Consider the following 25,693-nt stretch of genomic DNA (forward strand, 5'->3'; position numbering starts at 1 on the left):
AAGAACAATACAGGAACAAATAAGCATCAAATTCAGAAGGCCGCAACCCTAGATCGCAACAAGGCTGCAATTTGTTATCGGATAACCAAACGCCGATGTTGCAATTACCCGGCGATCTGGTCTGTTGCCGCCGGGAGGACCCACATGTTTTCTGAAACGCAAAGGCTCGCCGTGCCAGGGGCGTCGCTGGCCTATCACCATGCCGAGGCCATCACCCCCGCACGCGGGATCCTGTTGATATCGCATGGCTTGGCCGAACATTCGAAACGATACCGCTCCTTTGCCGAGGCGATGGCGGTGCGCGGCTATCATGTCTATGCCCACGATCATCGCGGCCACGGCGAGACGACGGCAGCCGATGCGCCGATCGGCCGCTTTGCCCGGCGTGGTGGGGTCGAAAGGGTGATTGGCGACGTCATCGCCATGCGCGGCCATGCGGCCTCCTGCCATCCCGGCCTGCCGGTGATCCTCTTCGGCCATTCGATGGGCGGCCTCATCGCCCTCAATGCAGCCGTCACGGCTCCGGCCGACTTCGATGCTGTCGCCGTCTGGAATTCGAATTTCGCCGTTGGCCTTGCCGGCCGCGCCGCCCAGGCGATCCTGCTTGCCGAGCGCATGCTGAAGGGCTCTGACGTGCCGAGCGGCCTGCTGCCGAAGCTCACCTTCGGCACCTGGGCCAAATCCATTGCCGGCCGCCGTACCGAGTTCGATTGGCTGTCGCGTCGTCCTGATGAAGTTGACAAGTATGTCGCCGACCCGCTCTGCGGCTTCGACGCCTCAGTCTCTCTCTGGCTCGATCTCTTCGAGCTGACCTTCCGCGCGCCGCAGAAAATCCATCTCGACCGGCTGCCGCGGGATATGCCGATCCATCTGGTCGGCGGTGGAGAGGACCCGGCGACGGAGCGTGGAAAAGCCGTGCTCTGGCTGTCAAACCATTTGAAAGACCAAGGCTTCTCCCGTATCAGCAGTGAGATATATCAGGACATGCGACACGAAACACTGAATGAGATCGGCGCGGATGCGGCGATCGCAGCCTTTGGCGAGTGGTGCGACAGGGCCGTCGCAAGATCCTGAGCGACCAATATCCTGAGTACAGGGATTTCATCATGAACAGCACCTCCGCCCGCCCCGTTTCGTCCGCCTCCGACGTGACGACGGGGCTTGCGCTGATGGTTCTCTCGGTGATGGTCTCGCCGCTCATCGATATTTTCGCCAAGCTTGCGATCACGACCGTGCCATCCGGGGAGATCACCGCCGGCCGTTTCATCGTCCAGGCGCTCTGCATGCTGCCACTGGTGATATGGCGGCGCAGCTTCGCCGATTTTTCCTGGCGACAGAGCCTGTTCCATGCCATCCGCGGCGCGATCATCACCGTCTCGATGATCTCCTTCGTCACGACGCTGAAATATATGGCGGTCGCCGACGCGATCGCGATCTTCTTCGTCGAGCCGATCATGGTGACGATCCTCGGTGGCATCTTCCTGAAGGAGACGATTGGCTGGCGGCGTTATACCGCCTGCGGCGTCGGCTTCTTCGGGGCGATGCTGATCATCCAGCCGAGTTTCGAAGAGGTCGGCTACATCGCGCTTCTGCCTGTCGTCAGCGCGCTGTGCATCGCCATCTTCGTGCTGATGACCCGCGCCCTCTCGCGCAGGGAAGACCCCTGGTCGATGCAGTTCCAGATGAGCATCTGGGGCCTGCTCTTCTGTGTCCTCCTGCTTTTCCTCGGTCAGGGAACCGGCTCGGACCTCTTCGATCCGGTCATGCCGGAAGGCCGCGCCTGGTTCTATGTCGCCGGCGTCGGCGCCATGGCCGCAATCACCGGCATCCTCGGCGTCTACGCCTATCGCGCAGCACCGGCCTCGACGCTGGCGCCGCTGCAATATTTCGAGATCGTCTCGGCGACAATCTTCGCCTGGCTGGTCTTCGGCGACTTTCCGGATGCGGTCAAATGGCTCGGCATTGCCATCATCGTGGCATCAGGCTTCTACATCCTCTGGCGCGAGCGCCGCTTTGCTTCAAAGCCTGTATCCGATACATCTGAGGTGACGCTGGCACCATAGAAATTGCCGGGAGGAACATGACAGAGACCGTGATGAAAAAACCACCGCTTGCCGGCATCCGGGTGATCGAGCTTGCCCGCGTGCTCGCCGGCCCCTGGGCGGGACAGATGCTCGCCGATCTCGGTGCCGACGTCATCAAGGTCGAAAATCCCGACGGCGGCGACGACACGCGCCAATGGGGGCCGCCCTTCGTCGAAGGTGCCGATGGCGAGAACCTCTCGGCCGCCTATTACCACGCCGCCAATCGCGGCAAGCGCTCCGTCACTGCCGATCTGAAGAGCGCCGAAGGCCAGGATTTCGTCCGCCGCCTCGTCTCCACCGCCGACGTGGTCATCGAGAATTTCAAGCTCGGCGGCCTCGTCAAATACGGGCTCGATTATGACAGCCTGCGCAAGGTGAACCCGAAGCTCGTCTATTGCTCGATCACCGGCTTCGGCCAGAACGGCCCTTATGCCAGCCTCGCCGGCTACGATTACATCGTCCAGGGCATGTCCGGCTTCATGTCGATCACCGGTGAACCAGGCGGCCAACCGATGAAGGCAGGCGTCGCCATTGCCGATATCTTCACCGGCATTTATGCCGTCTCGGCGATCGAAGCCGCCCTGATTCACGCCCTCAAGTCAGGCGAAGGCCAGTTGGTCGACATGGCCCTGCTCGATGTGCAATCGGCCGTGCTCGCCAATCAGAACATGAATTATCTGGTTTCCGGCGAGGCACCGACCCGCCTGGGCAACGCCCATCCCAATATCTCGCCCTATGAGGTCGTGCCGACGGCGGACGGCTACCTCATTCTCGCAGTTGGAAACGACGGGCAGTTCCGTCGCCTCTGCACCATCCTTGGCCTGGAGGCCATCGCCGGCGACGAGCGTTTCGCCACCAACAAGGCCCGCGTCGGCAATCGTAGCGAAGTGCGACGCCTCGTCTCCACCGAGACGTTGAAATGGCAGAAGGCGGATCTGCTGAAGGCCTGCGAGGAGAACGCGGTTCCATCAGGCGCCATCAATACGATCGAGGAAATGTTCGCCCATCCGCAGGTGCAGGCTCGGGGCCTGCGCATCGACCTAGCGGATGCCGCCGGTACCGTCATCCCCGGCGTCAGGACACCTGTGGTGCTGTCGGAGACGCCGCTGCGTTACATCAGGCCGAGCCCGCGTCTTGGCGAACATCAGGCCGAAGTTCTGGCGGAACTCGTCGAGCTCGAGAGGAAGGCATCGTCATGAAGAAGGCATTGTCATGAAGAAGACGGGCGGAGAACTGATCGTCGAGGCGCTGAAGGCGAATGGCGTCAAGCGTCTCTCCTGCGTGCCCGGCGAGAGTTTCCTCGCCGTGCTCGATGCGCTGCGCGACAGCGATATCGACGTCCTCGTCTGCCGCCAGGAGGGCGGAGCGGCGATGATGGCGGATTGCTGGGGCAGGCTGACCGGCGAACCCGGCATCTGTATGGTGACCCGCGGCCCCGGCGCCACCAACGCCTCCGCCGGCCTGCATATATCAAGGCAGGACTCGATCCCGATGATCCTGTTCATCGGCCAGGTGCAGCGGGAAGCACGCGAGCGCGAGGCCTTCCAGGAGGTCGAGTTCCGCCGCGCCTTCACCGAATTCGCCAAATGGGTGGGTGAGATCGACGATGCCGCCCGTATTCCCGAATTCGTCACCCGCGCCTTTGCGGTCGCAACCTCCGGCCGGCCCGGTCCTGTCGTGCTGACGCTGCCGGAGGACATGTTGCGCGATGAGGTCGAGGCACCCCGCGCCAGGCACTATGCCAACGTCGAGGCCCATCCCGGCCGCCGCCAGATCGACGATTTCTATCTCCGCTTGCTGAAGGCCGAACGGCCGATGGTGATCCTGGGCGGCACACGCTGGGATGCCGATGCCGTCGCCGATTTTCAGAGCTTCGCCGAGCGTTTCCAACTGCCCATCGGCTGCTCCTTCCGCCGGCAGATGTTGTTCGATCATCTTCATCCCTGCTATGCCGGCGATGTCGGCATCGGTATCAATCCGGCATTGGCAAAAGAGATCAAGGAGAGCGACCTGCTGATCCTCCTCGGCAGCCGCATGTCGGAAATGCCGTCCTCGTCCTATACGCTGATCGATATCCCCTATCCCCAGCAATCGCTGGTGCACATCTATCCCGACCCTTCCGAGCTCGGCCGCGTCTATCGCCCGGATCTTGCCATCTGCGCCGCACCGGCCGATTTCGTCGCCGCGCTCGCCGACCTGGAAGCGCCGGGCGAACCGCACTGGACCGAGCGCACCGCACGCCTGCACCAGGCCTATCTCGCCTGGTCGACGCCGCCATCGACAGGTCCGGGCGCCGTCCATATGGGGCCGATCATGGAATGGCTGGAGGCCAATACCGGACCGCAGGCGATCTTCACCAATGGTGCGGGCAACTACGCCACCTGGGTGCACCGCTTCCATCGTTTTCGCCGTTTCAACACCCAAGCCGCCCCCACCTCCGGCTCGATGGGTTACGGCCTGCCGGCGGCGGTGGCCGCCAAGCGGCTGTTTCCCGAGCGCGAGGTCATCTGCTTTGCCGGCGACGGCTGCTTCCTGATGCACGGCCAGGAATTCGCCACCGCCATCCGCTACGGCCTGCCGATCATCGCAGTCGTCGTCAACAACGGCATCTACGGCACGATCCGCATGCATCAGGAGCGCGAGTATCCCGGCCGCGTCAGCAGCACCGATCTGACCAATCCCGACTTCGCAGCCCTTGCCCGCGCCTATGGCGGCCACGGCGAGACGGTGGAAACGACAGCGGATTTCGCCCCCGCCTTCGAGCGGGCACGCGCCAGCGGCAAACCGGCGATCATCGAGGTCAAGCTCGATCCCGAAGCGATCACGCCGACACGCACACTCTCCGAAATCGCGCAAACAAAAAGCCGGTGAGCACGCGCAGTTCTCACCGGCTTCAGGCAATCGAAATGGTGCGACTTAGTCGAGTGCGGCCGTGATGATGAACTCGACCTTGTATTTCGGCGCAGCGAGCTTGGCTTCGCTGGTGGCGCGAGCCGGCGGGTTGGCCGGATCGATCCAGCCCTCCCAGACGGCGTTCATCTCGGCGAAATCGGCGATATCGGACAGGTAGATGATCGTCTGCAGGATCTTCGACTTGCTGCTGCCTGATGCAGCCAGCAGGCGGTCGACTTCGGCAAGCGAGGACTTGCACTGATCGGTGACGCTTTCGCCCTCGCCGACCTGACCTGCGAGATAGACCGTGTTGCCGTGAATGACGGCGCCGCTCATGCGCGAGCCGACGTCGATACGCTTAATGCTCATTATAGTCTCCTGAGTGAATGGAAGGTGGCGGCGCTGAGGTTCAACGCCGGAAAATCGGCCCCCCGGAATGGGCTCAATTACGGATATGGTGGGTCTTCTGGTAAATCGCCGTCGAGCGCGCGCCAGAGCGGCAATAGCCGAGCATCGGCCGCGGGAATTCATCGAGCGCGTCGACCATGCCCTGCACGGCTTCCTCGGTCACGCCCATCGGTCCAACCGGCACATGGGCGATCTCGAGGCCGAGCTCCTTGGCGCGCGCCTCGATGACGGAGAACGACGTCTGGTCGGGACTTTCGTGATCGGGGCGGTGGCAGACGATCGATTTGAACCCCAGCGCCTTGATCTCGTCGAGCTCCTCCAGCGTGATCTGGCCCGAAACCGAATATTCATCGTCGATCTGGCGAATATCCATCGTCTTGTCTCCTCAAAAATCGTGGGCTGAAGGTCTACGACGGAGGTCCGCCAGCGTCAACAACACTTCGTTCACAGGAAGGTAAAGGTCAGCGCATAGCTTCGGCTCTCGCCGGGCGCCAACATGTTGAACTCACCGGCTGCCTGAAGCTCGTCGCGCGATATCCAGCGATGCGAAACCGGCTCGATGCCGATGATATGGGCGGGCGCCTTCTGGTTCCGCCAGACCTGCAGATGGGGCAGCGTGTCGGCGCGGAAACGCACACGCAACGTCCTGCCGCTGATTGCGGCGATCGGTCCAAGGCGGACCTCCGCAAAACCCTCCACCGTCGCCGGCGCCGTGACGCAGAAGATGCCACCCGGCTCCTCCCCGAACGCCCAGGGGAAACCGCCATTCTCCAGCATCTGGCCTTCGAGCCGCGTGCCCTCGTCCAGCCATTTGCCGCCGGTGTTCATGTGGTACATCAGGAAGGTCGGCACCGTCCGATCGCTCATATTGACGACTCGGTCCTCGAGCCGCACCTCGCCGGTCGCCCCATCGATTCGCCACAGCCGCTCGATGCGCTGCGGCAGTCCTTCGACGGTGGTGAGGTCGATATCGGCGCGGCATTCGGCATTGCCGTTCTCGAACTTCGTCCACAGCACATTTGCCGCATGGCCGGAGGCCGATCCGTGCAGCGGATAAACCTTGCCGTCGTCCCGGCCGGGAATCGGCTGGCGGTGGCGGATATGATCCGGCCCGCAGGTGAAGAGAAAGCCTTCGAGCGAGTGGTCGATTCGCGCATCACCGTCGTCGGGAATGGCGCGTTTCGGTGCGATGTCGACGCCGTCGACAATGCATCCGCCGATATCCAGCACCGATGTTTCGTCCAGCATCAGGCGCGGCCCGCTTGCGGCGGCAAATTCGATCATCACGGTCTCCTCGGGGAATTGTCGGCCCCTTAGAGCGCCGTGCGTCCTTTCGGACGCACAAAGGACGCTCTAACACTTTGAATCGACGCATTGTGCTTTTCGAAAATTGATTCCGATTTTCGGAAAGCACGATGCGCTAGCGTTAGGTTTCGCGCCGCCATTCGTCAATCGGTGCCGTTCCTATCTTGTGGTTTTGCAGCAACCGTGGAATTCGCGGAACTGCCACAAGGACGCAAACGTTTATGAATAAAAGGAAATCTTAGTGATTTTCATATTTTGTTCAGCACGGTTTCATAAATTCCACACTAGCGTCAAAATTCGCATGTGTGTGTCTGCCCAGTCACTGTTCGAGGTGTGAGACGTGAATCGCTTTTTAAAATCGGCATTTTGCCTCGCAGCAGCCAGCTTGGCTGCCCTTGCGGCTATAGCGCCGGAGGCAGGCGCGCAGCAGTTCCGCGACCGCCGCCAGAGCGATATCGTGCTCGTGACGCCAAACGGCGAAATCCTCGACTACGTTCCAACTGGCTATGCCTACGCCCGGGATCGTAGCGGCAATCGCGTGTTGATCGATGCCTATGGCAACGTCGTCGCTACCGAGATGCGCGCCCGGGGCTACTATCCGCCGCGGCCCGGCCCGCGCGAGGTCTATAACGACCAGTACGGCGACGACCCCTATTATTCCGACAACAATCCCGATGGCGATACGCGTTATTCCGAGCGGGGCGCCGTCACCGGCGGCATTCCGCGCGATGCGGCGATCGAACGCCGGCCGCTTGGCGAGCAGCCCTATCCCGATGACAACAGTATCGGTAATCCGCAGCCCGGCGACGATTATGCCTCGATCGACCCCGATCAGCAGATCCCGCCCGCCGACGCGCCCAAGACCGCGCCTGATGAGCCCGTCATCACGCTGAAGAACAAGTCGAAGCCCGAAATCGTCGCGCTGCAGGTCTTCCTCGATCGTGCCGGCATCTCTCCGGGTGTCATCGACGGCCATATGGGCTCGAACGTCACCAAGGGGATCTATGCCTATGACCAGATGACCGGATCGAAGCTCGATCCCAACGACACCGATGCCATTCTGGAAGAGCTGCGCATGAACGGCGGCCTGCCCGTCGTCAGTTACACGATCACGCCGGCCGATGCCGCCGGTCCCTTTGTTGCGGAGATCCCGGAGGATTATTCGCACAAGGCGCTGCTGCCGTCGCTCGCCTATACCTCGACCACCGAAATGCTGGCCGAACGCTTCCACATGGATGAGGCCTTTCTCAAGGAGATGAACCCCGGCGCCGATTTCAGCGTTCCCGGCACCGTCATCAAGGTCGTCAATCCGGGTGAGCCGAAAAGCGGCGAGGTTGCCCGTATCATCGCCGACAAGGGCCGCAAGCAGGTCTTCGCCTATGACGGCGCCGGCAATCTCCTCGCCGCCTATCCGGCATCGATCGGCTCCACCGACACGCCCTCTCCGTCAGGCTTGGTGAACGTCGAGCGTGTCGCCTTCAATCCCGGCTATACCTACAATCCGAAGATCAATTTCCAGCAGGGTGCCAACGACAAGATCCTCAACATCCCGCCCGGCCCGAACGGTCCCGTCGGCACCGTCTGGATGGCGCTTTCCAGGCCGACCTACGGCATTCACGGCACGCCCGAACCCTCGAAGATCGGCCGCACCCAGAGCCACGGCTGCATCCGCCTGACTAACTGGGATGCCACCGAACTTGCCAAGATGGTCAAGCCGGGAGTGACGGTCGAATTCGTCGACTGAACATACCATCGCGTCTTCGGGCGGAATAACCGCAAAGCGAACAGACAACAATGTCACGCGACTGGATCGACCAATACGCGGCGGGATCGGCGCTGCCCCGCACTTTGACACAACAATCTAGCGCGGGCCGCGACGGCAGTTCAAAATTGCTCTCCCGTACCAAAGTTTGGAACCCGAAAGCGCGCCAAAAGCTATTAAATCTGTAGATTTCACTTCCTAACATTTTGGAGGTCGTATGAAATCGCTAGTTCGATTGGCTTTAAGCGTTTTGGCGGGTTTGGTCGCAGTCGGCACGGCGCAGGCTGCCGATGTCTCGGAAATTCGCGTGGACTGGGCGACCTACAACCCGGTCAGCCTCATTCTGAAGGATGAAGGGATCCTGGAAAAGGAATTCGAAAAGGATGGGATCAAGATAACCTGGGTCCAGTCCGCAGGCTCCAACAAAGCCCTGGAATTCCTGAATGCCGGCTCCCTCGACTTTGGCTCGACGGCGGGTGCAGCTGCATTGATCGGCCGCGTCAACGGCAACCCGATCAAATCCATCTATGTGTATTCGCGTCCGGAATGGACTGCGCTCGTAACACGCAAGGATACCGGCATCGCCAAGGTCCAGGACCTGAAGGGCAAGTCCATCGCCGTGACGCGCGGCACCGACCCGCACATTTTCCTGGTGCGCGCCCTTGCCGATGCTGGCCTGACTGAAAAGGACGTTTCGCTTGTTCTGCTACAGCACGCGGACGGCCGCCTTGCGCTGAAACGGGGCGACGTCGACGCTTGGGCCGGCCTCGATCCGATCATGGCCTCCGCCGAGATTGAAGATGGCGATGTGCTGTTCTATCGCAAGCCGGAAAACAACAGCTGGGGCGTGCTTAACGTGCGCGAAGAGTTTGCTATCGCGCATCCTGATCTCGTCAAACGCGTGCTTGCTTCCTACGAGAAGGCGCGCATTGAAGCTCTGAAAGATCCGACCAAGCTCAAAGCCGCCCTCGTTGCCGCCACCAAGCTGCCCGACACGGTGATAGAGCGCCAGCTGGAGCGCACGAACCTCACCTATTCCGTGATCGGCGATGCACAGCGCGAGACGATCGAAGCAGCGGGTCTCGCTTTGCAAAAGGCCGACGTCATCAAAGCGGATGTCGATGTCGTCAAGACCGTATCGTCGCTGGTCGATCCCAGCTACGCCTCGGCCGCTCTCGGCCAGTGAAGCGATAGAAAGAACGTTCCCATGTCCTTGGTGCACATCGCGCTGTCATGGCACAATACGGAAACAGGAAGGGAGACCCGGCAGCGCCGGGTTTCGCCTTTCGATCGCCCGATTGTCGGAATCGTGTTTCCGGTTGCGTTGTTTGCCGCCTGGGAAATCCTCGTTCGTGCGGGAATAGTCGGAGGTCGTTTGATGCCCCCGCCCTCGAAAATTCTCTATACGGTCTATGCGCTGGCGGCCTCCGGCGATCTGGCAACGCATGTCGGCGCGACGCTGCGTAGAGTGGCAATCGGCTTCGCCTTCGGGTCCCTGGCGGGGACCGCTCTTGGGGCGCTGACCGGGTACTCCAGACCGCTCGCACGTCTGCTGGATCCGACCCTGCAGGCTCTGCGAGCCATTCCCTCCATTGCCTGGGTGCCGCTGTTCATCCTGTGGTTCGGTATTTTCGAAGCCTCCAAAGTCGCCCTCATTGCCGTTGGCGTCTTCTTCCCGGTCTATCTAGGAGTCTATGGCGCCGTCGTCGGCGTCGACAGGCGCATCGTAGAGGTCGGTCGCGTCTTTCGGCTTTCGGGCTTCGAGCTCATTCGTCTGATCTTGCTGCCGGCGGTCCTTCCGGACTTTATCCTTGCCCTGCGCGCAGGCCTGGGCCTCGGTTGGATGTTCGTCGTTGCGGCGGAATTCATGGGCGCATCCGAAGGCCTGGGATATCTTCTGGTGGATGGTCAGCAACTCGGAAAGCCGGATCAGATTCTGGCGGCTATTTTGATCTTTGCCGTTGTCGGCAAGGCGACCGATAGCCTGCTTCTGATTGCGAGCGCGCCGTTCCTGCGCTGGCGCGACACCCATGCGAGCGGGATCTGACATGCTTGACATCCGCTCCCTATCCAAGATCTATCCCAACGGAACACATGCTCTGCAAGACTTCTCCCTCAGTATCGGCAAGGGAGAGTTGGTCGCGGTCATCGGAGGATCGGGTTGCGGCAAGAGCACCCTTCTGAGACTGTTGTCGGGCCTCGAAGGCCCTACACAGGGCGAAATCAGCTTGGAGGGACGGCTGCTGACAGAGCCGGACTCGCTCGTGAATATCGTCTTCCAGGAGCCCCGGCTCTTTCCATGGCTGACAGTCGCGGACAATATCGGTTTCGGCCTGCGCCATCTGGCAAGCAGCGAACGGGATGAGCAGGTATCGGCGGCCCTGGAGAAGATTGGCCTTCGCGGCCACGAGAAGCGCTGGATAAAGGAGCTGTCCGGCGGGCAGGCGCAACGCGTGGCCCTGGCGCGAGCACTCGTGACGAAGCCGGCCGTTCTCCTCTTGGACGAGCCCTTCTCCGCACTCGATGCGATGACGCGTGTCGAACTCCAGGATCATCTGATCGATCTATGGCGCGTGAATGCCACGACGATGCTGCTCGTCACGCACGATATCGAAGAGGCAGCCTTTTTGGCGGATCGCGTCGTCGTGATGCGCCCCTGGCCGGGACGCATTCTAGAGGTGGTCGATATAGGCCTCCCGCGACAACGCAATCGCATGTCGGACGAATTGGCCGAAGTCAAAAGGCGGCTTTCCGACCTTCTGGCTCATTCTCTCAATGATGGCAGCCGCACGGCAAGCGCCTGAAAAACGAAATGCGTCGCGGAGCCAACCGGACGCACTTCGTTCGAGGATGCGGGAACTCAGGCTGCCGTCGCCATGCGGGCGGACGCCACCAGCCTTACCGGCAGCTTGCGCATCATTTCCTCGGCAAAACAGGTGGCGTTTTCACGGGCCTTGTCGAGATTGCTGACGCGCGCGGGATCGATCGTGTGCAGCGTGCCGCCACAGTCGAAGATGTCGCGAAAGGCGGAGCGTTCGATAATTGCGGTGTCCAGCACCGGCACATGCCGCTCGCTGAGCAGCGACTTGACGACTTGCAGCGCCCGTGTCGTCACCATCGAGTTGACGCGGGTCAGCACCACCGAATGGCCAATCTTGATGCCGGCTTTCTCATCCAGATACTGCAGCAGTTCGAGCACCTGCGCGCCACCGCGCGCATCCATTGCACAGCCCTGGATCGGAATCAGCACGTGGTCGGAAAGGCCGACGGCTGTGGCAAGCAGCGGATTGCGTGCACCCGGCAGGTCAACGATGAAATAGTCGGTATTGTGCTTGTTCTCGCTGATATGCTGCGGCAACGAGGCGGTTGTCACGAAATCGATCACCGAAAGATTGGCCACGTGACCAGAGATCTCGTGCCAGCGTGAAATCCAGTGCTGCGGATCGGCGTCGAGAATGGTGACGCGATAGCCTTTGCGGGCAAGCTCGGTCGCGAGCAGGAGAACAGCGGTCGTCTTGCCGGCGCCTCCCTTGGTATTTGCGAATGTGATAACAGGCATGTTCGGTCCTCGGAAGGAAAGAGGTGCGAGCCGGAATCGCTCTTTTACGCACCCTCGGAGCATCGTGCGGTTAATCCATCCTTTCTAATCATGGTTAACAAATTCGAAACACGCGCGGCGAAATTGCAGCCGGTATTTTTCACATCCCTAAAACTTGGGATATCGCGGCAACGAAAAAAGCCCGGAAAACCGAGGTTTTCCAGGCCAGTCAAAAGGTCCGCTCTTATATTGTCAGAAGCAATCCCTGAAAAGGACCTTGGTATTTTCGAGCGTCATGGCAACCGGGTTGCCGCCCGCACTCGGATCTTCGATCGCCATGGCCGACAATTCGTCGATGCGGTCGGCAGCGATTCCCATCGCCGACAGCGTCTCCGGCACCCCGAGTTCGGAGCGGAGCTTCAGCACATAGTCGTAGAACCCGTCGAAACCGCCGGAAATGCCGAGATAGGCGGCGGCGCGGCCGATCTTCTCCTCGATCGCCTTGCGGTTGAAGCGCAGCACCGCCGGCATCACCACCGCATTTGTCATGCCGTGATGGGTGTTGTAGACGGCGCCGATCGGGTGCGACAGCGCGTGAATGGCGCCGAGCCCCTTCTGGAAGGCGACCGCACCCATGGCGGCCGCCGCCATCATGTTGGCGCGGGCTTCCAGATCGGTGCCTTCCCTATAGGCGCGCGGCAGGAATTCCTTGACGAGCCGCATGCCTTCGAGCGCGATGCCGGCCGACATGGGGTGATAGAAGGGCGAGGAATAGGCCTCGAGGCAATGGGCGAAGGCATCCATACCTGTGCCGGCCGTAATGATCTTCGGCATGCCGACCGTCAGTTCCGGATCGGAGATGACGACCCCAGGCAGGAACTTCGGATGGAAGATGATCTTCTTCACATGCGTCTCGGAATTGGTGATGACGCTGGCACGCCCGACTTCCGAACCGGTGCCTGCCGTTGTCGGCACCGCGACGATCGGGGCGATGCCCTCGAGACTCGCACGCGTCCACCAGTCGCCGATATCCTCGAAGTCCCAGACCGGCCGCGTCTGGCCGGCCATGAAGGCGACGCACTTGCCGAGATCGAGGCCGGAGCCGCCCCCGAAAGCAACGACGCCGTCATGGCCGCCGTCCTTGAAGGCCCTGACGCCGGCTTCGAGGTTCTTCTCGTTCGGGTTCGGATCGACATCAGCAAAGATCGCGCGGCCGAGACCGGCATCTTCGAGGATATCGAGCGCAGTCTTGGTGATCGCCATCGAGGCAAGGCCGCGGTCGGTGACGAGTAGCGGCTTCTTGATGCCGAGGCTCTTGCAGGCGTCGGCCAGTTCAGTGATGCGGCCCCGGCCGAGCTTGACCGATGTCGGGTAGCTCCAATTTGCGGTGATGTTGCTGCTCATGCTGTGACTTTCTTCAGATGGAAGGATTTCGGACGCGTCAGATTCTGGAAGCCGATGATCGACAGCGAGCCGCCGCGGCCAGTCTCCTTGACGCCGGTCCAGCAAAGTGCCGGGTCGAGATAATCCGCGCGGTTCATGAAAACAGTGCCGGTTTCGATCTCGCGACCGAGCCGCCCTGCCCGCTCGACATCTTTGGTCCAGAGCGAGGCCGTCAGCCCATACTGGCTGTCGTTCATCAAAGCGAGGGCCTCCTCGTCGCTCTTCACCTTCATGATGCCGACCGCCGGACCGAAAGTCTCTTCACGCATGAAGGCCATGGAGTGGTCGACGTCGACGAGAATCTGCGGTGCAAGATAGGCGCCGCCGTCATCCTGGGGGAAAAGCTTGGGATCAACAAGCGCTTTGGCGCCCTTGGAAACCGCATCGGCGATCTGCTCGCGCACCACCTTGGCGAAGCGCTTATGTGCCATCGGCCCGAGCGACGTATCGGGATCGAGAGGATTGCCGAGCTTGTAGTTCGACACCCAGGCAACCGACTTCTCGACGAAGGCGTCATAGAGCGATTCATGCACGTAGATGCGCTCGATGCCGCAGCAGCACTGGCCGGAATTGTAGGTCGCGCCGTCCATCAGCGTGTCGACGGCTGCCTCGAGATCGGCGTCCTCCATGACATAACCCGGATCCTTGCCGCCGAGTTCGAGGCCAAGGCCGGTGAAGGTGCCGGCGGCGGCCCGCTCCATCGACCGCCCGCCTTCGACCGATCCCGTGAAGTTGACGAAATTGAAGCTGCCGGCGGCAATCAGCGCCGACGTCGTTTCGTGGTCGAGAAAGACTTTCTGGAACACATCCTCGGGAACACCGGCCTCGGTGAAGGCCTGCACCAGCCGCTCACCGACCAGTAGCGTCTGCGAGGCATGTTTCAGCACCACGGTATTGCCGGCCATCAGTGCCGGCGCAATCGTATTGATCGCCGTCATATAGGGATAGTTCCACGGCGCGACGACAAAGACGACGCCATGCGCCTGGCGCTCGATGCGGCGCTCGAAACGCTCGCTCTCCTCGACGACGAGAGGCGCCAGCGCATCCGCCGCGATCGAAGCGACATAGTTGGAGCGCTCGTTGAAGCCCTTGTATTCGCCGCCATATTTTACCGGCCGGCCCATCTGCCAGGCAAGCTCCGGCACGACGACATCGGACATCTCGTTCAGCCGCGCAGCACCCTTCAGCACCAGCTGCACACGCTCTTCGAGCGGCCGTTTCGCCCAGGCCTTCTGCGCCTTGCGCGCGCGCGCCACCACGTCCCTGGCGGCATCGAAAGAAAGGGCTGCGCGTTCGGCATAAACCGACCCGTCAACCGGTGAAATGCATTGGATCATTGCCATGATCGAATCCTGTCCTCGTATTCTTCAATATCTTTGCGAAGGCCGTAGCCCCTCATCCGCCTGCCGGCACCTTCTCCCCGTAAACGGGGCGAAGAGGATATGCCGCACCGGCTTTCCCCAACATCGACGCCGCGTTTGGCACGTCCCCTCTCCCCGCTTTTACGAGGGGAGGGTTAGGGTGAAGGGCAAGCAACCCGCAAATGCCTATTAAGCTCTTTCGAAACCGCGCGCCACTTCCCAGTCGGTGATACGGCGGTCGTATTCTTCCTGCTCCCATTCGGCAGCGCGGGTGTAATGGTCGATCACGTCGTCGCCGAAGGCTTTGCGCAGCATTGCCGATTCCGTCATTTCGGTCGTGGCCGCACGCAGCGTGCGCGGGATTTCGCGAACGCCCTTGCCGCCATAGGCGTCGCCGACAAAGGGGGCTTCGAGTTCCAGCTTGTTCTCGATCCCGTCAATGCCGGCGGCAAGCAGCGCGGCGAAGGCGAGATAGGGATTGAGATCGGAGCCGCCGACGCGGCACTCGATACGAATTCCCTTGGTTTCCTCACCGCAGAGCCGGTAGCCGGCGGTGCGGTTGTCCTTGCTCCAGATCGCCTTGGTCGGCGCAAAGGTGCCGGCCATGAACCGTTTGTAGGAGTTGATGTAGGGCGCCAGGAAATAGGTGATCTCGCTCGCATGGGCGAGAAGCCCGGCGACGTAATTGTGCATCAGCGGCGACATGCCGTACTTGCCGGTATGGTCGAAGAACAGCGGCTTTTCCTCCAGGCTCCAGAGCGACTGGTGGATATGCGAGGAACTGCCGGCCGCATTGTAATTCCACTTAGCGAGGAAGGTGATGGCCTTGCCCTTCGACCAGGCGATCTCCTTGCAGCCGTTCTTGATGATTGCGTGGCGGTCGGCCATAGCGAGCGCATCGGCGTAGCGCACGTTGATCTCCTCCTGGCCGGCCGAAGCTTCGCCCTTGGAGTTCTCGACCGGGATGCCGGCGCCCTGCAACCCGGTGCGGATCGCCCGCATCACCTCTTCCTCCTTGGTGGTCTGGAAGATGTGGTAGTCCTCGTTATAGGCGCTGGCGAGCTTGAGGTTGCGGTAGCCGGAAGTCTGCGCCGCCTCATAGCTCTGGTCGAACAGGAAGAATTCGAGCTCGGAGGCCATGTAGGCCTTCATGCCCATATCCTCGAGCCGCTTCACCTGCTTCTTCAGGATCGCGCGCGGCGAGTGAGCGACCTCCTCATGCGTATGATGGTCAAGCACATCGCAGAGCACCAGCGCGGTGCCTTCCAGCCAGGGAATTCGACGCAGCGTCGCAAGATCCGGCTTCATCGTGTAGTCGCCGTAGCCCTTCTCCCAGCTCGTCGCCTTGTAGCCGGAGACGGTCTCCATCTCCATGTCGGTGGCGATCAGATAGTTGCAGCTGTGCGTTTCCTTCCAGGCGCTCTCGACGAAATATTCCGCCTGGAAACGCTTGCCCATCAGCCGGCCCTGCATATCCACCTGGCAGGCCAGAACCGTGTCGATGCGCCCTTCGGCAACATCTTTCCTGAGGTCGTCGATTGTGTAGCTGCTGCTCATGATTGATCCGCCTGAATTGGATTGACAAAATCGGGGCAACGAAATCGCATGCGCTCGGCCGGACTTTTCGGCCCGATGCCTTTTCGTTGAACCGTGATGGGGCCGCAGGATGCGGCCCCGCCATTTGAGAGGGAAGCCTTGATGCTTAGTTTTCGCCGCTTTCGCCGACGGCTGCTTCGGCGGCCGCGATCTCGGCCTGACGCTTTGCCACTTCGGCGCCGATCGGCGGCCCCTTGAAGCGACGGCTTTCGAAGCCGAACCAGACGATCGCGGTCAGCACCAGGAAACCAACGGTGATGTAGAGCGCCCATTCATTCGGCGGCTGGATGCCGAGGATGAAGATCAGGATCATCGCGATCACAGTCAGCACCGCGAAGAGCTTGAAGACGCCTTCGCCGAGGTTCCATGGCCCCATCTTGTCCCACTTCGACGTGCCCCAGGCGAACAGGCCGAGCGTGATCGGGATCGCGAAGGAGAAGAACAGGAAGATGACCGTGCACGAGACGACGATCGTATAGACCGGCGTGTCGCCGATCGAAACGAGCGAGGAACCCCAGACGAACAGAACCGACAGGATCGAGCCGGTCCAGATCGCAGCCACCGGCGTGCGGTATTGCGGGCTGACCTTCGACAAGGCCTTCGATGCCGGCAGACCGCCGTCACGCGAGAAGGCAAAGATCATGCGCGAGACCGAGGTGACGGTCGCAAGCCCGCACAGCCACTGGCTGACCAAGATGGCAAGATAGAGAATATCCTTGACGATCGGGTTCACCTGGCTGTCCATCGCCCAGAAGAACACGTTCCAGCCCTGCTTTGCCGCATCATCCATATTCGGCAACATCAGAACGAAGGCGCAGAGCATGATGTATCCGAAAAGCGCCGACCAGAGAACCGACGCGACCATGCCGCGCGGGACCGATTCGGCAGCCTTGACTGTCTCTTCCGACGTATGCGCCGAGGCGTCATAGCCGGTGATGGTGTAGATCGGCAGAAGCAGGCCGAGAAGGAAGACCCAAGCACCGGAAGTGGAGGGCCAGACATTACCGCCGACTTCGCCGGAATAGTTGGCGAAGGTAAAGAGGCGACCGATCTCGTAGGAGGGCGCTGCGATCAGGCAGACGGCCGCCAGCGCGATTGCTGTTGCAAAGATCAGATAACCCGAAAAGTCCGTCAGCTTCGCGGTCAGTCCGATGCCCATGTGGTTGACGAGCGCCTGCGCGCCGGTAATGACAACGAGGAAGGCGATGCGCACCATCGTCGTATCCGTCAGCCCGAAATAGCTGGTGCCGAACGAACCCATGAAGAAATAGTAGGTGCCGACGTTGATGGCGCCGAGCACAGTGACGAGACCGAGCAGGTTGAACCAGGCGGTCAGCCAGCCGGTGAACCGGTTACCGAGGATGGAGCCCCAGTGATAGAGGCCGCCGGCCGTCGGATAAGCGGAGCTGATCTGCGCCATGGCGACGGCGAAGACGAGCGAGATGAAGCAGCCGAGTGGCCAGCCGATGCCGATCGCGGCTCCGCCGGCGCCCGAGGTTGCCTGCGCCAGCGAATTGATGCCGCCAGAGAGGATGCAGATAATGGAGAATGATACGGCGAAGTTCGAGAACGAGCTCATGCGTCGTTCGAGTTCCTGGGCATAACCCATGGAATGCAGGATGTGCACATCCTGCTTCTTGTCCAGTTCGGAATAATCCGACATGACTTCCCCCTGTTCACGATCGGCCGCGGGATTGCGGCCGGTTCAGTGCCAATTGTCCGCGGCATTTTCGCCGTGCGGACGTCCGCAGTTAAACTGCTCCCTCGGGTCTTCTTTTTATGTCAGGCGTCCAGGCTTTGCTGGAGCAGCCCTTTCAGATAGTCGGCCATGACCCCTTGGCCGATATCGTCTGCGATGAGGTCGTTACGGACCTCGATCATCACATTGCGCAAGCCGTTCGAAAGCCCGTGCAGGATCAGCGTGTGGGTCACGCCGTCCTCAGGCCCGTAAGGCTGGTTGCGTTCCGTCCTGTAAAGCGGCGCCTCGGCCGCGACCTCCAGCATCCGGTCGGCGAGCCGGCTGTCCTCATCGTGCAATATGCCGAGTTCGACGGCACGTTCGCGGCCGTGATAGACCGGCGTGAAGCTGTGCATCGTCACGATGACGCTGTCTTGTCCCCTCGCCCGGCGATCGCGGATCAGTCCGCGAATGGCGTCATGGAAAGGAACGTAGAGCGCGTCGGTGCGCGCAAGCCGTTCTTCAGGGCTCAAATCCTTGTTGCCGGGAACGGCGTAGATCTCGCTGGTTTCCGGCATGGCGCCGGGTGAACTGGGCGGCCGGTTGCAGTCATAGATAAGCCGCGAGAACCGCTGGTAAACAAGCGTCGCGTCGAGCGCTTCCGATATGCTGCGCGCGACCGCAAGCGCGCCCGGGTCCCAGGCAATGTGACTGGAGAGCGCCTCGCTGGGCAGGCCGAGATCGCCGTAAAGGGCTGGAAGCGCATTCGAAGCGTGCTCGCAGATGAGAAGCACCGGACTCCGGCCGTGGATGCGCTCGATCCCGACGCAGTCACCGTCCGCTTCGCTGAGGATTTTCGGTCGGGCTAGCACCAAAGGCGCCACTCCTTATCCCTTAACAAATTCCTTATGAAGAAAAGAATTCTTCAGGTTTCAACCCGTGTCAAGCATCCACTGAAAATTTCTTTTCATGACAGTGGTTGACATCGATTATGACAGCGTTGTTAACTTTGAGTGGGAAAGTGGCGCCAGACCATCCCGGGGAGCATAAGTACGTGACAGTTGCGTCGAAGACGGTTTCGGACGTCATACACTCGCATTTGGGGGTGTTGACGCGTGCCGAGAAGCAGCTGGCCGAAAGCCTGCTCGACAATTATCCGGTCTCCGGGCTCGGTAGCATCACTACGATCGCCGAGAACGCCGGCGTCTCGACGCCGACCGTCGTGCGCATGGTGCAGAAGCTCGGCTTCAAGGGCTATCCGGACTTTCAGGCGCATCTGCATCAGGAAGTCGAGGCGACGATCTCGAACCCCATCGCCAAACATGACCGCTGGGCGCAGAACGCCCCAGGCACCCATATTCTCAACCGTTTCGCCGATGCGATCATGGGCAATCTGCGCCAGACGCTGACCGATCTCGACACCGCGACTTTCGACAGCGTCGCCGCGTTGCTCTCCGACCGTAAGCGCGGCCTTTATTTCGTCGGCGGTCGCATCACTGGCGCGCTTGCCGAATATTTCTTCACCCATATGCAGGTCATCCGGCCGGCAACGACACTGCTATCGTCGAATTCCAGCAGCTGGCCGCAATATGTCCTCAACATGAATGCCGGAGACATCCTGATCATCTTCGACATCCGCCGCTACGAGCAGGAGATGGTGAGCCTCGCCACCGCCGCCCGCAAGCGTGGCGCCGAAATCGTCGTCTTCACCGACCAGTGGGCCTCGCCCGCCGCCAAGCTCGCCAGGCATGCTTTTCGCGTCCGGATCGAGGCGCCGTCGGCCTGGGATTCCTCCGTCGTCACCCTTTTCATCGTCGAAGCGCTGATCGAGGCCGTTCAGAATTCGACCTGGGACGAGACGAAGGAGCGCATGAAGACACTGGAAGGCCTGTTCGAGCAGACCAGGCTTTTCCGTAAACCCGGCTAGGAGGACAAGATTAAAACAGAAGAAAAACAATGACGGATTTTCACGGAACCACGGCGCGCTGTCGCAAATGAAACATTGCCGCAACCGCCTGCTATTTAGGGTGAAATGAACGTCATCCAATCGTCATACAAGCTTCATGTAAGCTCATTAACAGCATCGCCAGACACTGAAAACCCGAAGGAGAACAACAGTGATCTCTAACATTTCTCGACTACTGTCGCTTTCTACTGCGATGATCGTGGCTTCGACCGCGATTGCCGCTGCCGAGCCGAGCGCTGAACTTATCGCCGCCGCCAAGAAGGAAGGCACGCTGACGACGATCGCTCTTCCGCACGACTGGTGCGGCTACGGCGAAGTCATTGCCGGCTTCAAGGCCAAGTATGGCCTCGAGGTCAACGAGCTCAACCCGGATGCGGGTTCGGGCGACGAAGTCGAAGCCATCAAGGCCAACAAGGGCAACACCGGCCCGCAGGCTCCTGACGTCATCGACGTCGGCCTCTCTTTCGGCCCGTCTGCAAAGAAAGACGGCCTGATCCAGCCTTACAAGGTCTCCACCTGGGACTCCATCCCGGATACCGCCAAGGATGCCGAAGGCTACTGGTACGGCGACTACTACGGCGTTCTCTCGTTCCTCGTGAATAAGGATCTCGTCAAAGAATCGCCCGCCGATTGGGCCGACCTGAAAAAGAGCGACTACGCAAACAGCGTTGCCCTCGCAGGCGACCCGCGCACCGCCAACCAGGCCGTCCAGGGCGTCTATGCCGCCGGTCTTTCCGCATCCGGCGGTGACGCTGCCAAGGCCGGCGAAGAAGGTCTGAAATTCTTCGCCGAATTGAACAAGAACGGCAATTTCGTGCCGGTTGTCGGCAAGGCGGCTCCGTTCGCGCAGGGCTCGACGCCGATCATCGTTGCCTGGGATTACAACGCCCTCTCCTGGGGAGAAAGCCTGAAGGGCAATCCTCCGTTCGAGGTCGTCGTTCCGAAGTCGGGCGTCGTTGCCGGTGTCTACGTCCAGGCTATCTCCGCCTTCGCTCCGCACCCGAACGCTGCCAAGCTCTGGATGGAATACCTTTATTCCGACGAAGGTCAGCTCGGCTGGCTGAAGGGCTATTGCCACCCGATCCGCTTCAACGATCTTGCCAAGAACAACAAGATCCCGAAGGAACTGCTCGACAAGCTGCCGCCGGCTGCAGCCTATGAAAAGGCCGTTTTCCCGACGCTCGAAGAACAGTCCGCTGGCAAGGAAGCCATCACCAAGAACTGGGATTCCGTCGTCGGCGCCGCCGTCAAGTAGCCTCTAATCCTGCCTCCCCGCCGCAAGGCGGGGAGGTTTTCTCACTCCGACGCCCCAGGATGAGCTTTTCCATGAGCACCGTTTCAACGCCTATGGTGCGCAGTGCCCCCTTGATCAACAGAGATCGCGTGATCGACTGGCTGGGCATTGCACCCTTCATCATTTTCTCCCTGCTGTTCCTGATCATCCCCACGCTTTATCTTGTGGCGGGCGCATTCCTGACGCCCGAGGGCGATTTCACGCTGAAGAATATCGGTGATCTCTTTACCCCATCCATCATGAGCGCCTACTCGATCAGTATCCGTGTCTCGGTGGCGTCGGCTCTAGGCGGTGCGCTGATCGGCTTCTTCCTCGCCTGGGCCGTTGTGCTGGGCGGCCTGCCCGCCTCCGTCCGTTCGACGCTCTTGACCTTCTCCGGTGTCGCCTCGAATTTCGCCGGCGTGCCCCTTGCCTTCGCCTTTCTCGCAACGCTCGGCCGCACCGGGCTTGTGACGATTTTCCTGCGCGAATGGTTCGGCTTCAATCTCTACGGCACCGGCTTCAATCTGCTGTCCTTCTTAGGCCTCACCATCACCTACATGTATTTCCAGATCCCGCTGATGGTGCTGATCCTGACGCCGGCCCTCGACGGCATGAAGAAGGAATGGCGCGAAGCCTCGCAGATCCTCGGCGCCACCAACCGCCAGTACTGGACCATGGTCGCGCTGCCGATCCTTTGGCCGAGCCTGCTCGGCACAACGTTGCTGCTCTTCGCCAACGCTTTCGGCGCCATCGCCACCGCTTTCGCGCTGACCGGTAGCTCGCTGAACATCGTGCCGATCCTGCTCTATGCACAGATCCGCGGCGACGTTCTGCACAATGCCAATCTCGGTTACGCCATCGCGCTCGGCATGATCGTCATCACCGGCGTCTCCAACGTCCTTTACCTCATGCTGCGCATGCGCGCCGAACGGTGGCAGAAATGAAAGCTCAACGTCTCGGAGCCTGGATCGCTGTCATTCTGGGTGCATCCTATTTCGTCATTCCGTTGATCGGCACAATCGAGTTTTCGTTGCGCATGCGCCGCGGCGAATACAGCCTCGATGCTTATGAGTCGGTATTCTCCGACATTCAGTTCCGCGAGACCTTCGGCTATTCCATGCTGATGGCGTTGCTCACCATCGTCTTCGGTATGCTGCTCGTCGTGCCGACGGCCTATTGGGTGCGCCTGCGCCTGCCGCAGATGCGTCCGGTCGTCGAATTCATCACACTGCTGCCGCTTGTCATTCCGGCGATCGTCATCGTCTTCGGTTACCTCAGAATGTATAATTCGTCCTCTTACCTACCGTTGACGGGTTCGACGACCGGGACCAACATCCTGCTGGTCTTCTCCTATATCACGCTGTCCCTCCCCTATATGTACCGCGCCGTCGATACCGCCATGCGCGCCATCGACGTCCGCACGCTGACGGAAGCGGCCGAAAGCCTCGGCGCCCGATGGACGACCATCATGTTCAAATGCATTTTCCCGAATGTCATGAGCGGCGTGCTCTCAGGCGCTTTCATCACGCTCGCAATCGTCATGGGCGAATTCACCTTTGCCGCACTTCTCAACCGTCCGGCCTTCGGTCCCTACCTGCAGCTCGTCGGCGCCAACAAGGCCTACGAGCCTTCGGCGCTTGCCGTCATCGCCTTCTCGATCACCTGGCTCAGCATGGGCCTGCTCAACCTCGTTTCCCGCTTCGGCAAAGCCGCCCCGGCAAAGGCTTAAGGTATCTGGCTCATGTCTTTTCTCACGCTGAACAACATTCAGAAATCCTTCGGCCCGGTTCAGGTCGTCAAGAACTTCAACATGACGATCGAGAAGGGTGAGTTCATCTCCTTCCTCGGACCGTCGGGCTGCGGCAAGACGACCGTCCTGCGCATGATCGCCGGCTTTGAAACGCCGACTGGCGGCACGCTGACCATCAACGGCAAGGATCAGAGTTCGCTGAAGCCGAACCAGCGCAATATCGGCATGGTGTTCCAGGCCTACGCGCTGTTCCCCAACATGACGGTGCACGACAACGTCGCCTTCGGCCTCAAGGTGGCAGGCGCCCCGAAGCCTGAGATCGACGCCCGCGTCAAGGAAATGCTCGGCCTGATCAAGCTCGATCACCTGGCCGACCGCTTCCCCTATCAACTGTCGGGCGGCCAGCAGCAGCGTGTCGCCCTTGCCCGTGCGCTTGCTGTCAAGCCGCAGGTGCTGCTGCTCGACGAGCCGCTCTCCGCACTCGACGCCAAGATCCGCGTGTCGCTGCGCGAGGAAATCCGCCAGATCCAGCAGCAGCTCGGCATCACCACAGTCTTCGTCACCCATGATCAGGAAGAGGCCCTGTCGATCTCCGACCGCATCGTCGTCATGAATGCCGGCAAAGCCGACCAAATCGGTTCGCCCTTCGAGATCTACAATACGCCGGCGACGCGCTTCGTAGCCTCCTTCGTCGGCACGCTGAACCTCATCGAGGCCAAGGTCGTCGATCCCGATACCAACCGCATCCAGATCGGCGATCAGGGCATAACGCTGAAGCAGTCCGTCGCCGCCCACAAGGCCGGCGAAACCATTTCGCTAGCCCTGCGTCCGGAAGCCGGCTCGCTCTCCGACAGCGTCAAGAGCGACACGGCGCTGACCGGTCAGGTCGTTTCGGCCCATTTTCTGGGGTCGGTCATTCGCACCCGCATGAATGTTGGCGGCAACGTCATCTCCTTCGACATGTTCAACAGCCCGGGCACCACCCCGCCGCAGGCCGGCGAAACGGTAACGCTGCGCTTCATGGCAGCCGACCTGCTCATCATCCGCGACTAACCAGCGTAGCGCGACCTCGCCTGGAAGGCGCCGCCGACGCGGCGCTTTTTTCATTTCAGGCCGGCCGACCTGTCAGCAAACGTGATGCAGCCATCACCGTAAAGCACTTGAACTCTCCCAGCCCAGTGCCAGAAGTTGAATAGACCAAATGAGCCGGGCAGCCCTCCGCCCGGCATTTACGCGATGGGATATGTCAATGATTACCTGCCACCTGCGTTATGTGATCGATCCGTACAAGCTTGCCGAATTCGAGGAATATGCCCGGCTCTGGATTCCGATCGTCAACAGAATGGGCGGCACCCATCACGGTTATTTCCTGCCGTCCGAAGGCGCCAACAACATTGCCGTTGCCTTGTTTTCCTTCCCGAGCCTTGCCGCCTACGAGGACTATCGCACACGCATGGCAAGCGATCCGGAATGTCAGGCCGCCTTCGAACTCGACAAACGCAACCGCAGTATCGTCAGCTATGAACGCAGCTTCATGCGGCCCGTGCTCGGCTGATCGAACCGCACACGACGGGAAACGAAAAAGCCCCGCCAGGCTGGCTGGCGGGGCTTTTTCGTTCTGTCAGGCGCTTAGCGGATCGCCTGATCGTCTACATCGAAGCGATGCACATGCGCCTGGTCCGGGGTCGCATAGACGATCTCGTCCGGCTCATACTGGTGCTCGCCGAACAGACGCGCCGTCAACAGGCCGCATTGATCAGATTCCAGATAGATGATCGTGTCGGCGCCGAGATGCTCGACATGCACGACCTTCGCAGCCCAAGTCCCCTGTTCGCGCGACAACGTCAGGTGTTCGGGACGCACGCCGATCGTCTTGGCGCTGTGATCGCCAACCTTCTCGGCCGCGATGAAATTCATCTGCGGTGAGCCGATGAAGCCCGCAACGAAGACATTGGCCGGTCGTTTGTAGAGTTCCATCGGCGAACCGATCTGCTCGATCGCGCCGGCATTCAGCACCACGATCTTGTCGGCAAGCGTCATCGCCTCGACCTGATCGTGGGTGACATAGATCATCGTCGCCTTCAGACTGCGGTGCAGCCGGGCGATTTCGAGACGGGTCTGGACGCGCAGCGCCGCATCGAGGTTCGACAGCGGTTCGTCGAACAGGAAGAGTTCCGGTTCGCGCACAATAGCACGGCCGATGGCGACGCGCTGGCGTTGGCCGCCGGAGAGCTCGGCCGGCCGCCGCGCCAGATAGGGTTCCAGCGAAAGCATGCCGGATGCCTTGCCGACACGCTTGTCGATCTCGTCCTTGGCGGTGCCGGCCTGCTTGAGACCAAGCCCCATATTGTCCTTGACCGTCAGATGCGGATAGAGCGCGTAAGACTGGAACACCATGGCAATGCCGCGCTTGGCCGGCGGCGTCAGCGTCTCATCGCGACCATTGATGACGACGGCGCCTGACGTGACGTCTTCGAGGCCTGCAATGCTGCGCAGCAGCGTCGATTTCCCACAGCCCGACGGCCCGACGAAGATGACGAATTCGCCGTCCTTGACCTCGAGGTCGATGCCTTTCAGCACCTCATGCGTGCCATAGGTCTTGCGGATGGATTTGAGTTGAAGCGATCCCACTGT

The 25,693-nt window shown here is 60.9% G+C and carries 24 protein-coding genes; 14 read left to right on the forward strand and 10 right to left on the reverse strand.

Annotated features, from left to right (window positions below):
- Nucleotides 1-144 precede the first annotated feature (144 nt).
- The 4 genes from U5G49_RS14910 to U5G49_RS14925 are packed head-to-tail and all read left to right on the forward strand — an operon-like array spanning nucleotide 145 to nucleotide 4,955.
- Complete coding sequence (locus tag U5G49_RS14910) at nucleotides 145-1,074, forward strand: alpha/beta fold hydrolase (protein WP_018242888.1); 930 nt, start codon at nucleotides 145-147, stop codon at nucleotides 1,072-1,074.
- 32 nt (nucleotides 1,075-1,106) lie between these two features.
- Entirely contained in the window at nucleotides 1,107-2,063 is a 957-nt protein-coding gene (locus U5G49_RS14915) for a DMT family transporter (protein WP_026188474.1), read from the forward strand.
- 17 nt (nucleotides 2,064-2,080) lie between these two features.
- Nucleotides 2,081-3,283 (forward strand): CaiB/BaiF CoA transferase family protein, encoded by a 1,203-nt coding sequence (locus tag U5G49_RS14920; RefSeq protein WP_018242890.1) that lies wholly within the window; start codon nucleotides 2,081-2,083, stop codon nucleotides 3,281-3,283.
- Nucleotides 3,284-3,296: 13 nt separating this feature from the next.
- Nucleotides 3,297-4,955 (forward strand): thiamine pyrophosphate-binding protein, encoded by a 1,659-nt coding sequence (locus U5G49_RS14925; RefSeq protein ID WP_018242891.1) that lies wholly within the window; start codon nucleotides 3,297-3,299, stop codon nucleotides 4,953-4,955.
- Between the two features lie 45 nt (nucleotides 4,956-5,000).
- Here U5G49_RS14925 and U5G49_RS14930 read toward each other — a convergent pair whose 3' ends face one another.
- The 3 genes from U5G49_RS14930 to U5G49_RS14940 all read right to left on the reverse strand — a co-directional run bounded on the left by U5G49_RS14930 (nucleotide 5,001) and on the right by U5G49_RS14940 (nucleotide 6,668).
- Nucleotides 5,001-5,345 carry a RidA family protein gene (locus tag U5G49_RS14930; protein ID WP_018446572.1) on the reverse strand — a complete coding sequence of 115 codons (345 nt, stop codon included), beginning with the start codon at nucleotides 5,343-5,345 and terminating at the stop codon, nucleotides 5,001-5,003.
- A gap of 73 nt (nucleotides 5,346-5,418) precedes the next feature.
- Nucleotides 5,419-5,757, reverse strand: coding sequence for a TIGR01244 family sulfur transferase (locus U5G49_RS14935; RefSeq protein ID WP_018074112.1), 339 nt, complete (start codon nucleotides 5,755-5,757; stop codon nucleotides 5,419-5,421).
- A gap of 71 nt (nucleotides 5,758-5,828) precedes the next feature.
- Nucleotides 5,829-6,668 carry an aldose 1-epimerase family protein gene (locus U5G49_RS14940; protein WP_130717243.1) on the reverse strand — a complete coding sequence of 280 codons (840 nt, stop codon included), beginning with the start codon at nucleotides 6,666-6,668 and terminating at the stop codon, nucleotides 5,829-5,831.
- 361 nt (nucleotides 6,669-7,029) lie between these two features.
- On the opposite strand from U5G49_RS14940, the gene U5G49_RS14945 reads away from it, so the two are divergent.
- From U5G49_RS14945 to U5G49_RS14960, 4 genes are all read left to right on the forward strand, one after another.
- Nucleotides 7,030-8,433: a L,D-transpeptidase gene (locus U5G49_RS14945; protein ID WP_193445478.1), complete on the forward strand. Its 1,404-nt coding sequence runs from the start codon at nucleotides 7,030-7,032 to the stop codon at nucleotides 8,431-8,433.
- A gap of 235 nt (nucleotides 8,434-8,668) precedes the next feature.
- The gene (locus tag U5G49_RS14950; protein ID WP_026230694.1) at nucleotides 8,669-9,637 is read left to right on the forward strand and encodes an aliphatic sulfonate ABC transporter substrate-binding protein; all 969 of its coding nucleotides are present in this window, start codon (nucleotides 8,669-8,671) and stop codon (nucleotides 9,635-9,637) included.
- 21 nt (nucleotides 9,638-9,658) lie between these two features.
- A complete protein-coding gene (locus U5G49_RS14955; RefSeq protein ID WP_113542698.1) occupies nucleotides 9,659-10,498 on the forward strand; it encodes an ABC transporter permease in 840 nt (279 codons plus the stop codon).
- 1 nt (nucleotide 10,499) lies between these two features.
- Nucleotides 10,500-11,255: an ABC transporter ATP-binding protein gene (locus U5G49_RS14960; protein WP_018517480.1), complete on the forward strand. Its 756-nt coding sequence runs from the start codon at nucleotides 10,500-10,502 to the stop codon at nucleotides 11,253-11,255.
- A 56-nt stretch (nucleotides 11,256-11,311) separates the two neighbouring features.
- Here U5G49_RS14960 and U5G49_RS14965 read toward each other — a convergent pair whose 3' ends face one another.
- The 6 genes from U5G49_RS14965 to U5G49_RS14990 form a co-directional block, all read right to left on the reverse strand.
- Nucleotides 11,312-12,010, reverse strand: a complete 699-nt coding sequence (locus U5G49_RS14965) for a ParA family protein (protein WP_018242897.1) — start codon at nucleotides 12,008-12,010, stop codon at nucleotides 11,312-11,314.
- 231 nt (nucleotides 12,011-12,241) lie between these two features.
- On the reverse strand, nucleotides 12,242-13,393 hold the full coding sequence (locus U5G49_RS14970) for an iron-containing alcohol dehydrogenase (RefSeq protein WP_018242898.1): 1,152 nt from the start codon (nucleotides 13,391-13,393) through the stop codon (nucleotides 12,242-12,244).
- Entirely contained in the window at nucleotides 13,390-14,775 is a 1,386-nt protein-coding gene (locus tag U5G49_RS14975; RefSeq protein WP_193445477.1) for an aldehyde dehydrogenase family protein, read from the reverse strand. The genes U5G49_RS14970 and U5G49_RS14975 overlap by 4 nt, the downstream gene beginning before the upstream one ends.
- Nucleotides 14,776-14,982: 207 nt before the next feature.
- Nucleotides 14,983-16,350, reverse strand: coding sequence for a glutamine synthetase family protein (locus U5G49_RS14980; RefSeq protein ID WP_018446579.1), 1,368 nt, complete (start codon nucleotides 16,348-16,350; stop codon nucleotides 14,983-14,985).
- A gap of 145 nt (nucleotides 16,351-16,495) precedes the next feature.
- Entirely contained in the window at nucleotides 16,496-18,052 is a 1,557-nt protein-coding gene (locus U5G49_RS14985) for an amino acid permease (protein WP_028732865.1), read from the reverse strand.
- Nucleotides 18,053-18,171: 119 nt separating this feature from the next.
- The gene (locus U5G49_RS14990; protein ID WP_130717247.1) at nucleotides 18,172-18,942 is read right to left on the reverse strand and encodes an N-formylglutamate amidohydrolase; all 771 of its coding nucleotides are present in this window, start codon (nucleotides 18,940-18,942) and stop codon (nucleotides 18,172-18,174) included.
- Between the two features lie 179 nt (nucleotides 18,943-19,121).
- Between U5G49_RS14990 and U5G49_RS14995 the strand changes: the two genes are divergently transcribed.
- From U5G49_RS14995 to U5G49_RS15020, 6 genes are all read left to right on the forward strand, one after another.
- Nucleotides 19,122-19,994 (forward strand): MurR/RpiR family transcriptional regulator, encoded by an 873-nt coding sequence (locus U5G49_RS14995; protein WP_018242903.1) that lies wholly within the window; start codon nucleotides 19,122-19,124, stop codon nucleotides 19,992-19,994.
- Nucleotides 19,995-20,184: 190 nt separating this feature from the next.
- Nucleotides 20,185-21,288, forward strand: coding sequence for an ABC transporter substrate-binding protein (locus U5G49_RS15000; protein ID WP_018242904.1), 1,104 nt, complete (start codon nucleotides 20,185-20,187; stop codon nucleotides 21,286-21,288).
- Between the two features lie 71 nt (nucleotides 21,289-21,359).
- A complete protein-coding gene (locus U5G49_RS15005; RefSeq protein ID WP_018242905.1) occupies nucleotides 21,360-22,253 on the forward strand; it encodes an ABC transporter permease in 894 nt (297 codons plus the stop codon).
- Nucleotides 22,250-23,038, forward strand: coding sequence for an ABC transporter permease (locus U5G49_RS15010; RefSeq protein WP_003561111.1), 789 nt, complete (start codon nucleotides 22,250-22,252; stop codon nucleotides 23,036-23,038). Before U5G49_RS15005 ends, U5G49_RS15010 begins: the two co-directional genes overlap by 4 nt.
- 12 nt (nucleotides 23,039-23,050) lie before the next feature.
- Complete coding sequence (locus U5G49_RS15015) at nucleotides 23,051-24,112, forward strand: ABC transporter ATP-binding protein (protein ID WP_028732867.1); 1,062 nt, start codon at nucleotides 23,051-23,053, stop codon at nucleotides 24,110-24,112.
- A 196-nt stretch (nucleotides 24,113-24,308) separates the two neighbouring features.
- A complete protein-coding gene (locus tag U5G49_RS15020) occupies nucleotides 24,309-24,614 on the forward strand; it encodes an NIPSNAP family protein (protein ID WP_012758329.1) in 306 nt (101 codons plus the stop codon).
- A 74-nt stretch (nucleotides 24,615-24,688) separates the two neighbouring features.
- Here U5G49_RS15020 and U5G49_RS15025 read toward each other — a convergent pair whose 3' ends face one another.
- The gene (locus U5G49_RS15025) at nucleotides 24,689-25,690 is read right to left on the reverse strand and encodes an ABC transporter ATP-binding protein (protein WP_017988986.1); all 1,002 of its coding nucleotides are present in this window, start codon (nucleotides 25,688-25,690) and stop codon (nucleotides 24,689-24,691) included.
- Nucleotides 25,691-25,693 lie beyond the last annotated feature (3 nt).

The sequence above is a fragment of the Rhizobium indigoferae genome (genome assembly GCF_034554815.1).
Lineage (GTDB): Bacteria > Pseudomonadota > Alphaproteobacteria > Rhizobiales > Rhizobiaceae > Rhizobium > Rhizobium leguminosarum.

Excerpts from the sequence above, each read along its gene's own strand:
- U5G49_RS14910 (WP_018242888.1), top strand. The coding sequence starts at position 145 with ATGTTTTCTGAAACGCAAAGGCTCGCCGTGCCAGGGGCGTCGCTGGCC.
- U5G49_RS14915 (WP_026188474.1), top strand. The coding sequence starts at position 1,107 with ATGAACAGCACCTCCGCCCGCCCCGTTTCGTCCGCCTCCGACGTGACG.
- U5G49_RS14920 (WP_018242890.1), top strand. The coding sequence starts at position 2,081 with ATGACAGAGACCGTGATGAAAAAACCACCGCTTGCCGGCATCCGGGTG.
- U5G49_RS14925 (WP_018242891.1), top strand. The coding sequence starts at position 3,297 with ATGAAGAAGACGGGCGGAGAACTGATCGTCGAGGCGCTGAAGGCGAAT.
- U5G49_RS14930 (WP_018446572.1), bottom strand. The coding sequence starts at position 5,345 with ATGAGCATTAAGCGTATCGACGTCGGCTCGCGCATGAGCGGCGCCGTC.
- U5G49_RS14935 (WP_018074112.1), bottom strand. The coding sequence starts at position 5,757 with ATGGATATTCGCCAGATCGACGATGAATATTCGGTTTCGGGCCAGATC.
- U5G49_RS14940 (WP_130717243.1), bottom strand. The coding sequence starts at position 6,668 with ATGATCGAATTTGCCGCCGCAAGCGGGCCGCGCCTGATGCTGGACGAA.
- U5G49_RS14950 (WP_026230694.1), top strand. The coding sequence starts at position 8,669 with ATGAAATCGCTAGTTCGATTGGCTTTAAGCGTTTTGGCGGGTTTGGTC.
- U5G49_RS14955 (WP_113542698.1), top strand. The coding sequence starts at position 9,659 with ATGTCCTTGGTGCACATCGCGCTGTCATGGCACAATACGGAAACAGGA.
- U5G49_RS14960 (WP_018517480.1), top strand. The coding sequence starts at position 10,500 with ATGCTTGACATCCGCTCCCTATCCAAGATCTATCCCAACGGAACACAT.
- U5G49_RS14965 (WP_018242897.1), bottom strand. The coding sequence starts at position 12,010 with ATGCCTGTTATCACATTCGCAAATACCAAGGGAGGCGCCGGCAAGACG.
- U5G49_RS14970 (WP_018242898.1), bottom strand. The coding sequence starts at position 13,393 with ATGAGCAGCAACATCACCGCAAATTGGAGCTACCCGACATCGGTCAAG.
- U5G49_RS14975 (WP_193445477.1), bottom strand. The coding sequence starts at position 14,775 with ATGGCAATGATCCAATGCATTTCACCGGTTGACGGGTCGGTTTATGCC.
- U5G49_RS14980 (WP_018446579.1), bottom strand. The coding sequence starts at position 16,350 with ATGAGCAGCAGCTACACAATCGACGACCTCAGGAAAGATGTTGCCGAA.
- U5G49_RS14985 (WP_028732865.1), bottom strand. The coding sequence starts at position 18,052 with ATGTCGGATTATTCCGAACTGGACAAGAAGCAGGATGTGCACATCCTG.
- U5G49_RS15005 (WP_018242905.1), top strand. The coding sequence starts at position 21,360 with ATGAGCACCGTTTCAACGCCTATGGTGCGCAGTGCCCCCTTGATCAAC.
- U5G49_RS15010 (WP_003561111.1), top strand. The coding sequence starts at position 22,250 with ATGAAAGCTCAACGTCTCGGAGCCTGGATCGCTGTCATTCTGGGTGCA.
- U5G49_RS15015 (WP_028732867.1), top strand. The coding sequence starts at position 23,051 with ATGTCTTTTCTCACGCTGAACAACATTCAGAAATCCTTCGGCCCGGTT.
- U5G49_RS15020 (WP_012758329.1), top strand. The coding sequence starts at position 24,309 with ATGATTACCTGCCACCTGCGTTATGTGATCGATCCGTACAAGCTTGCC.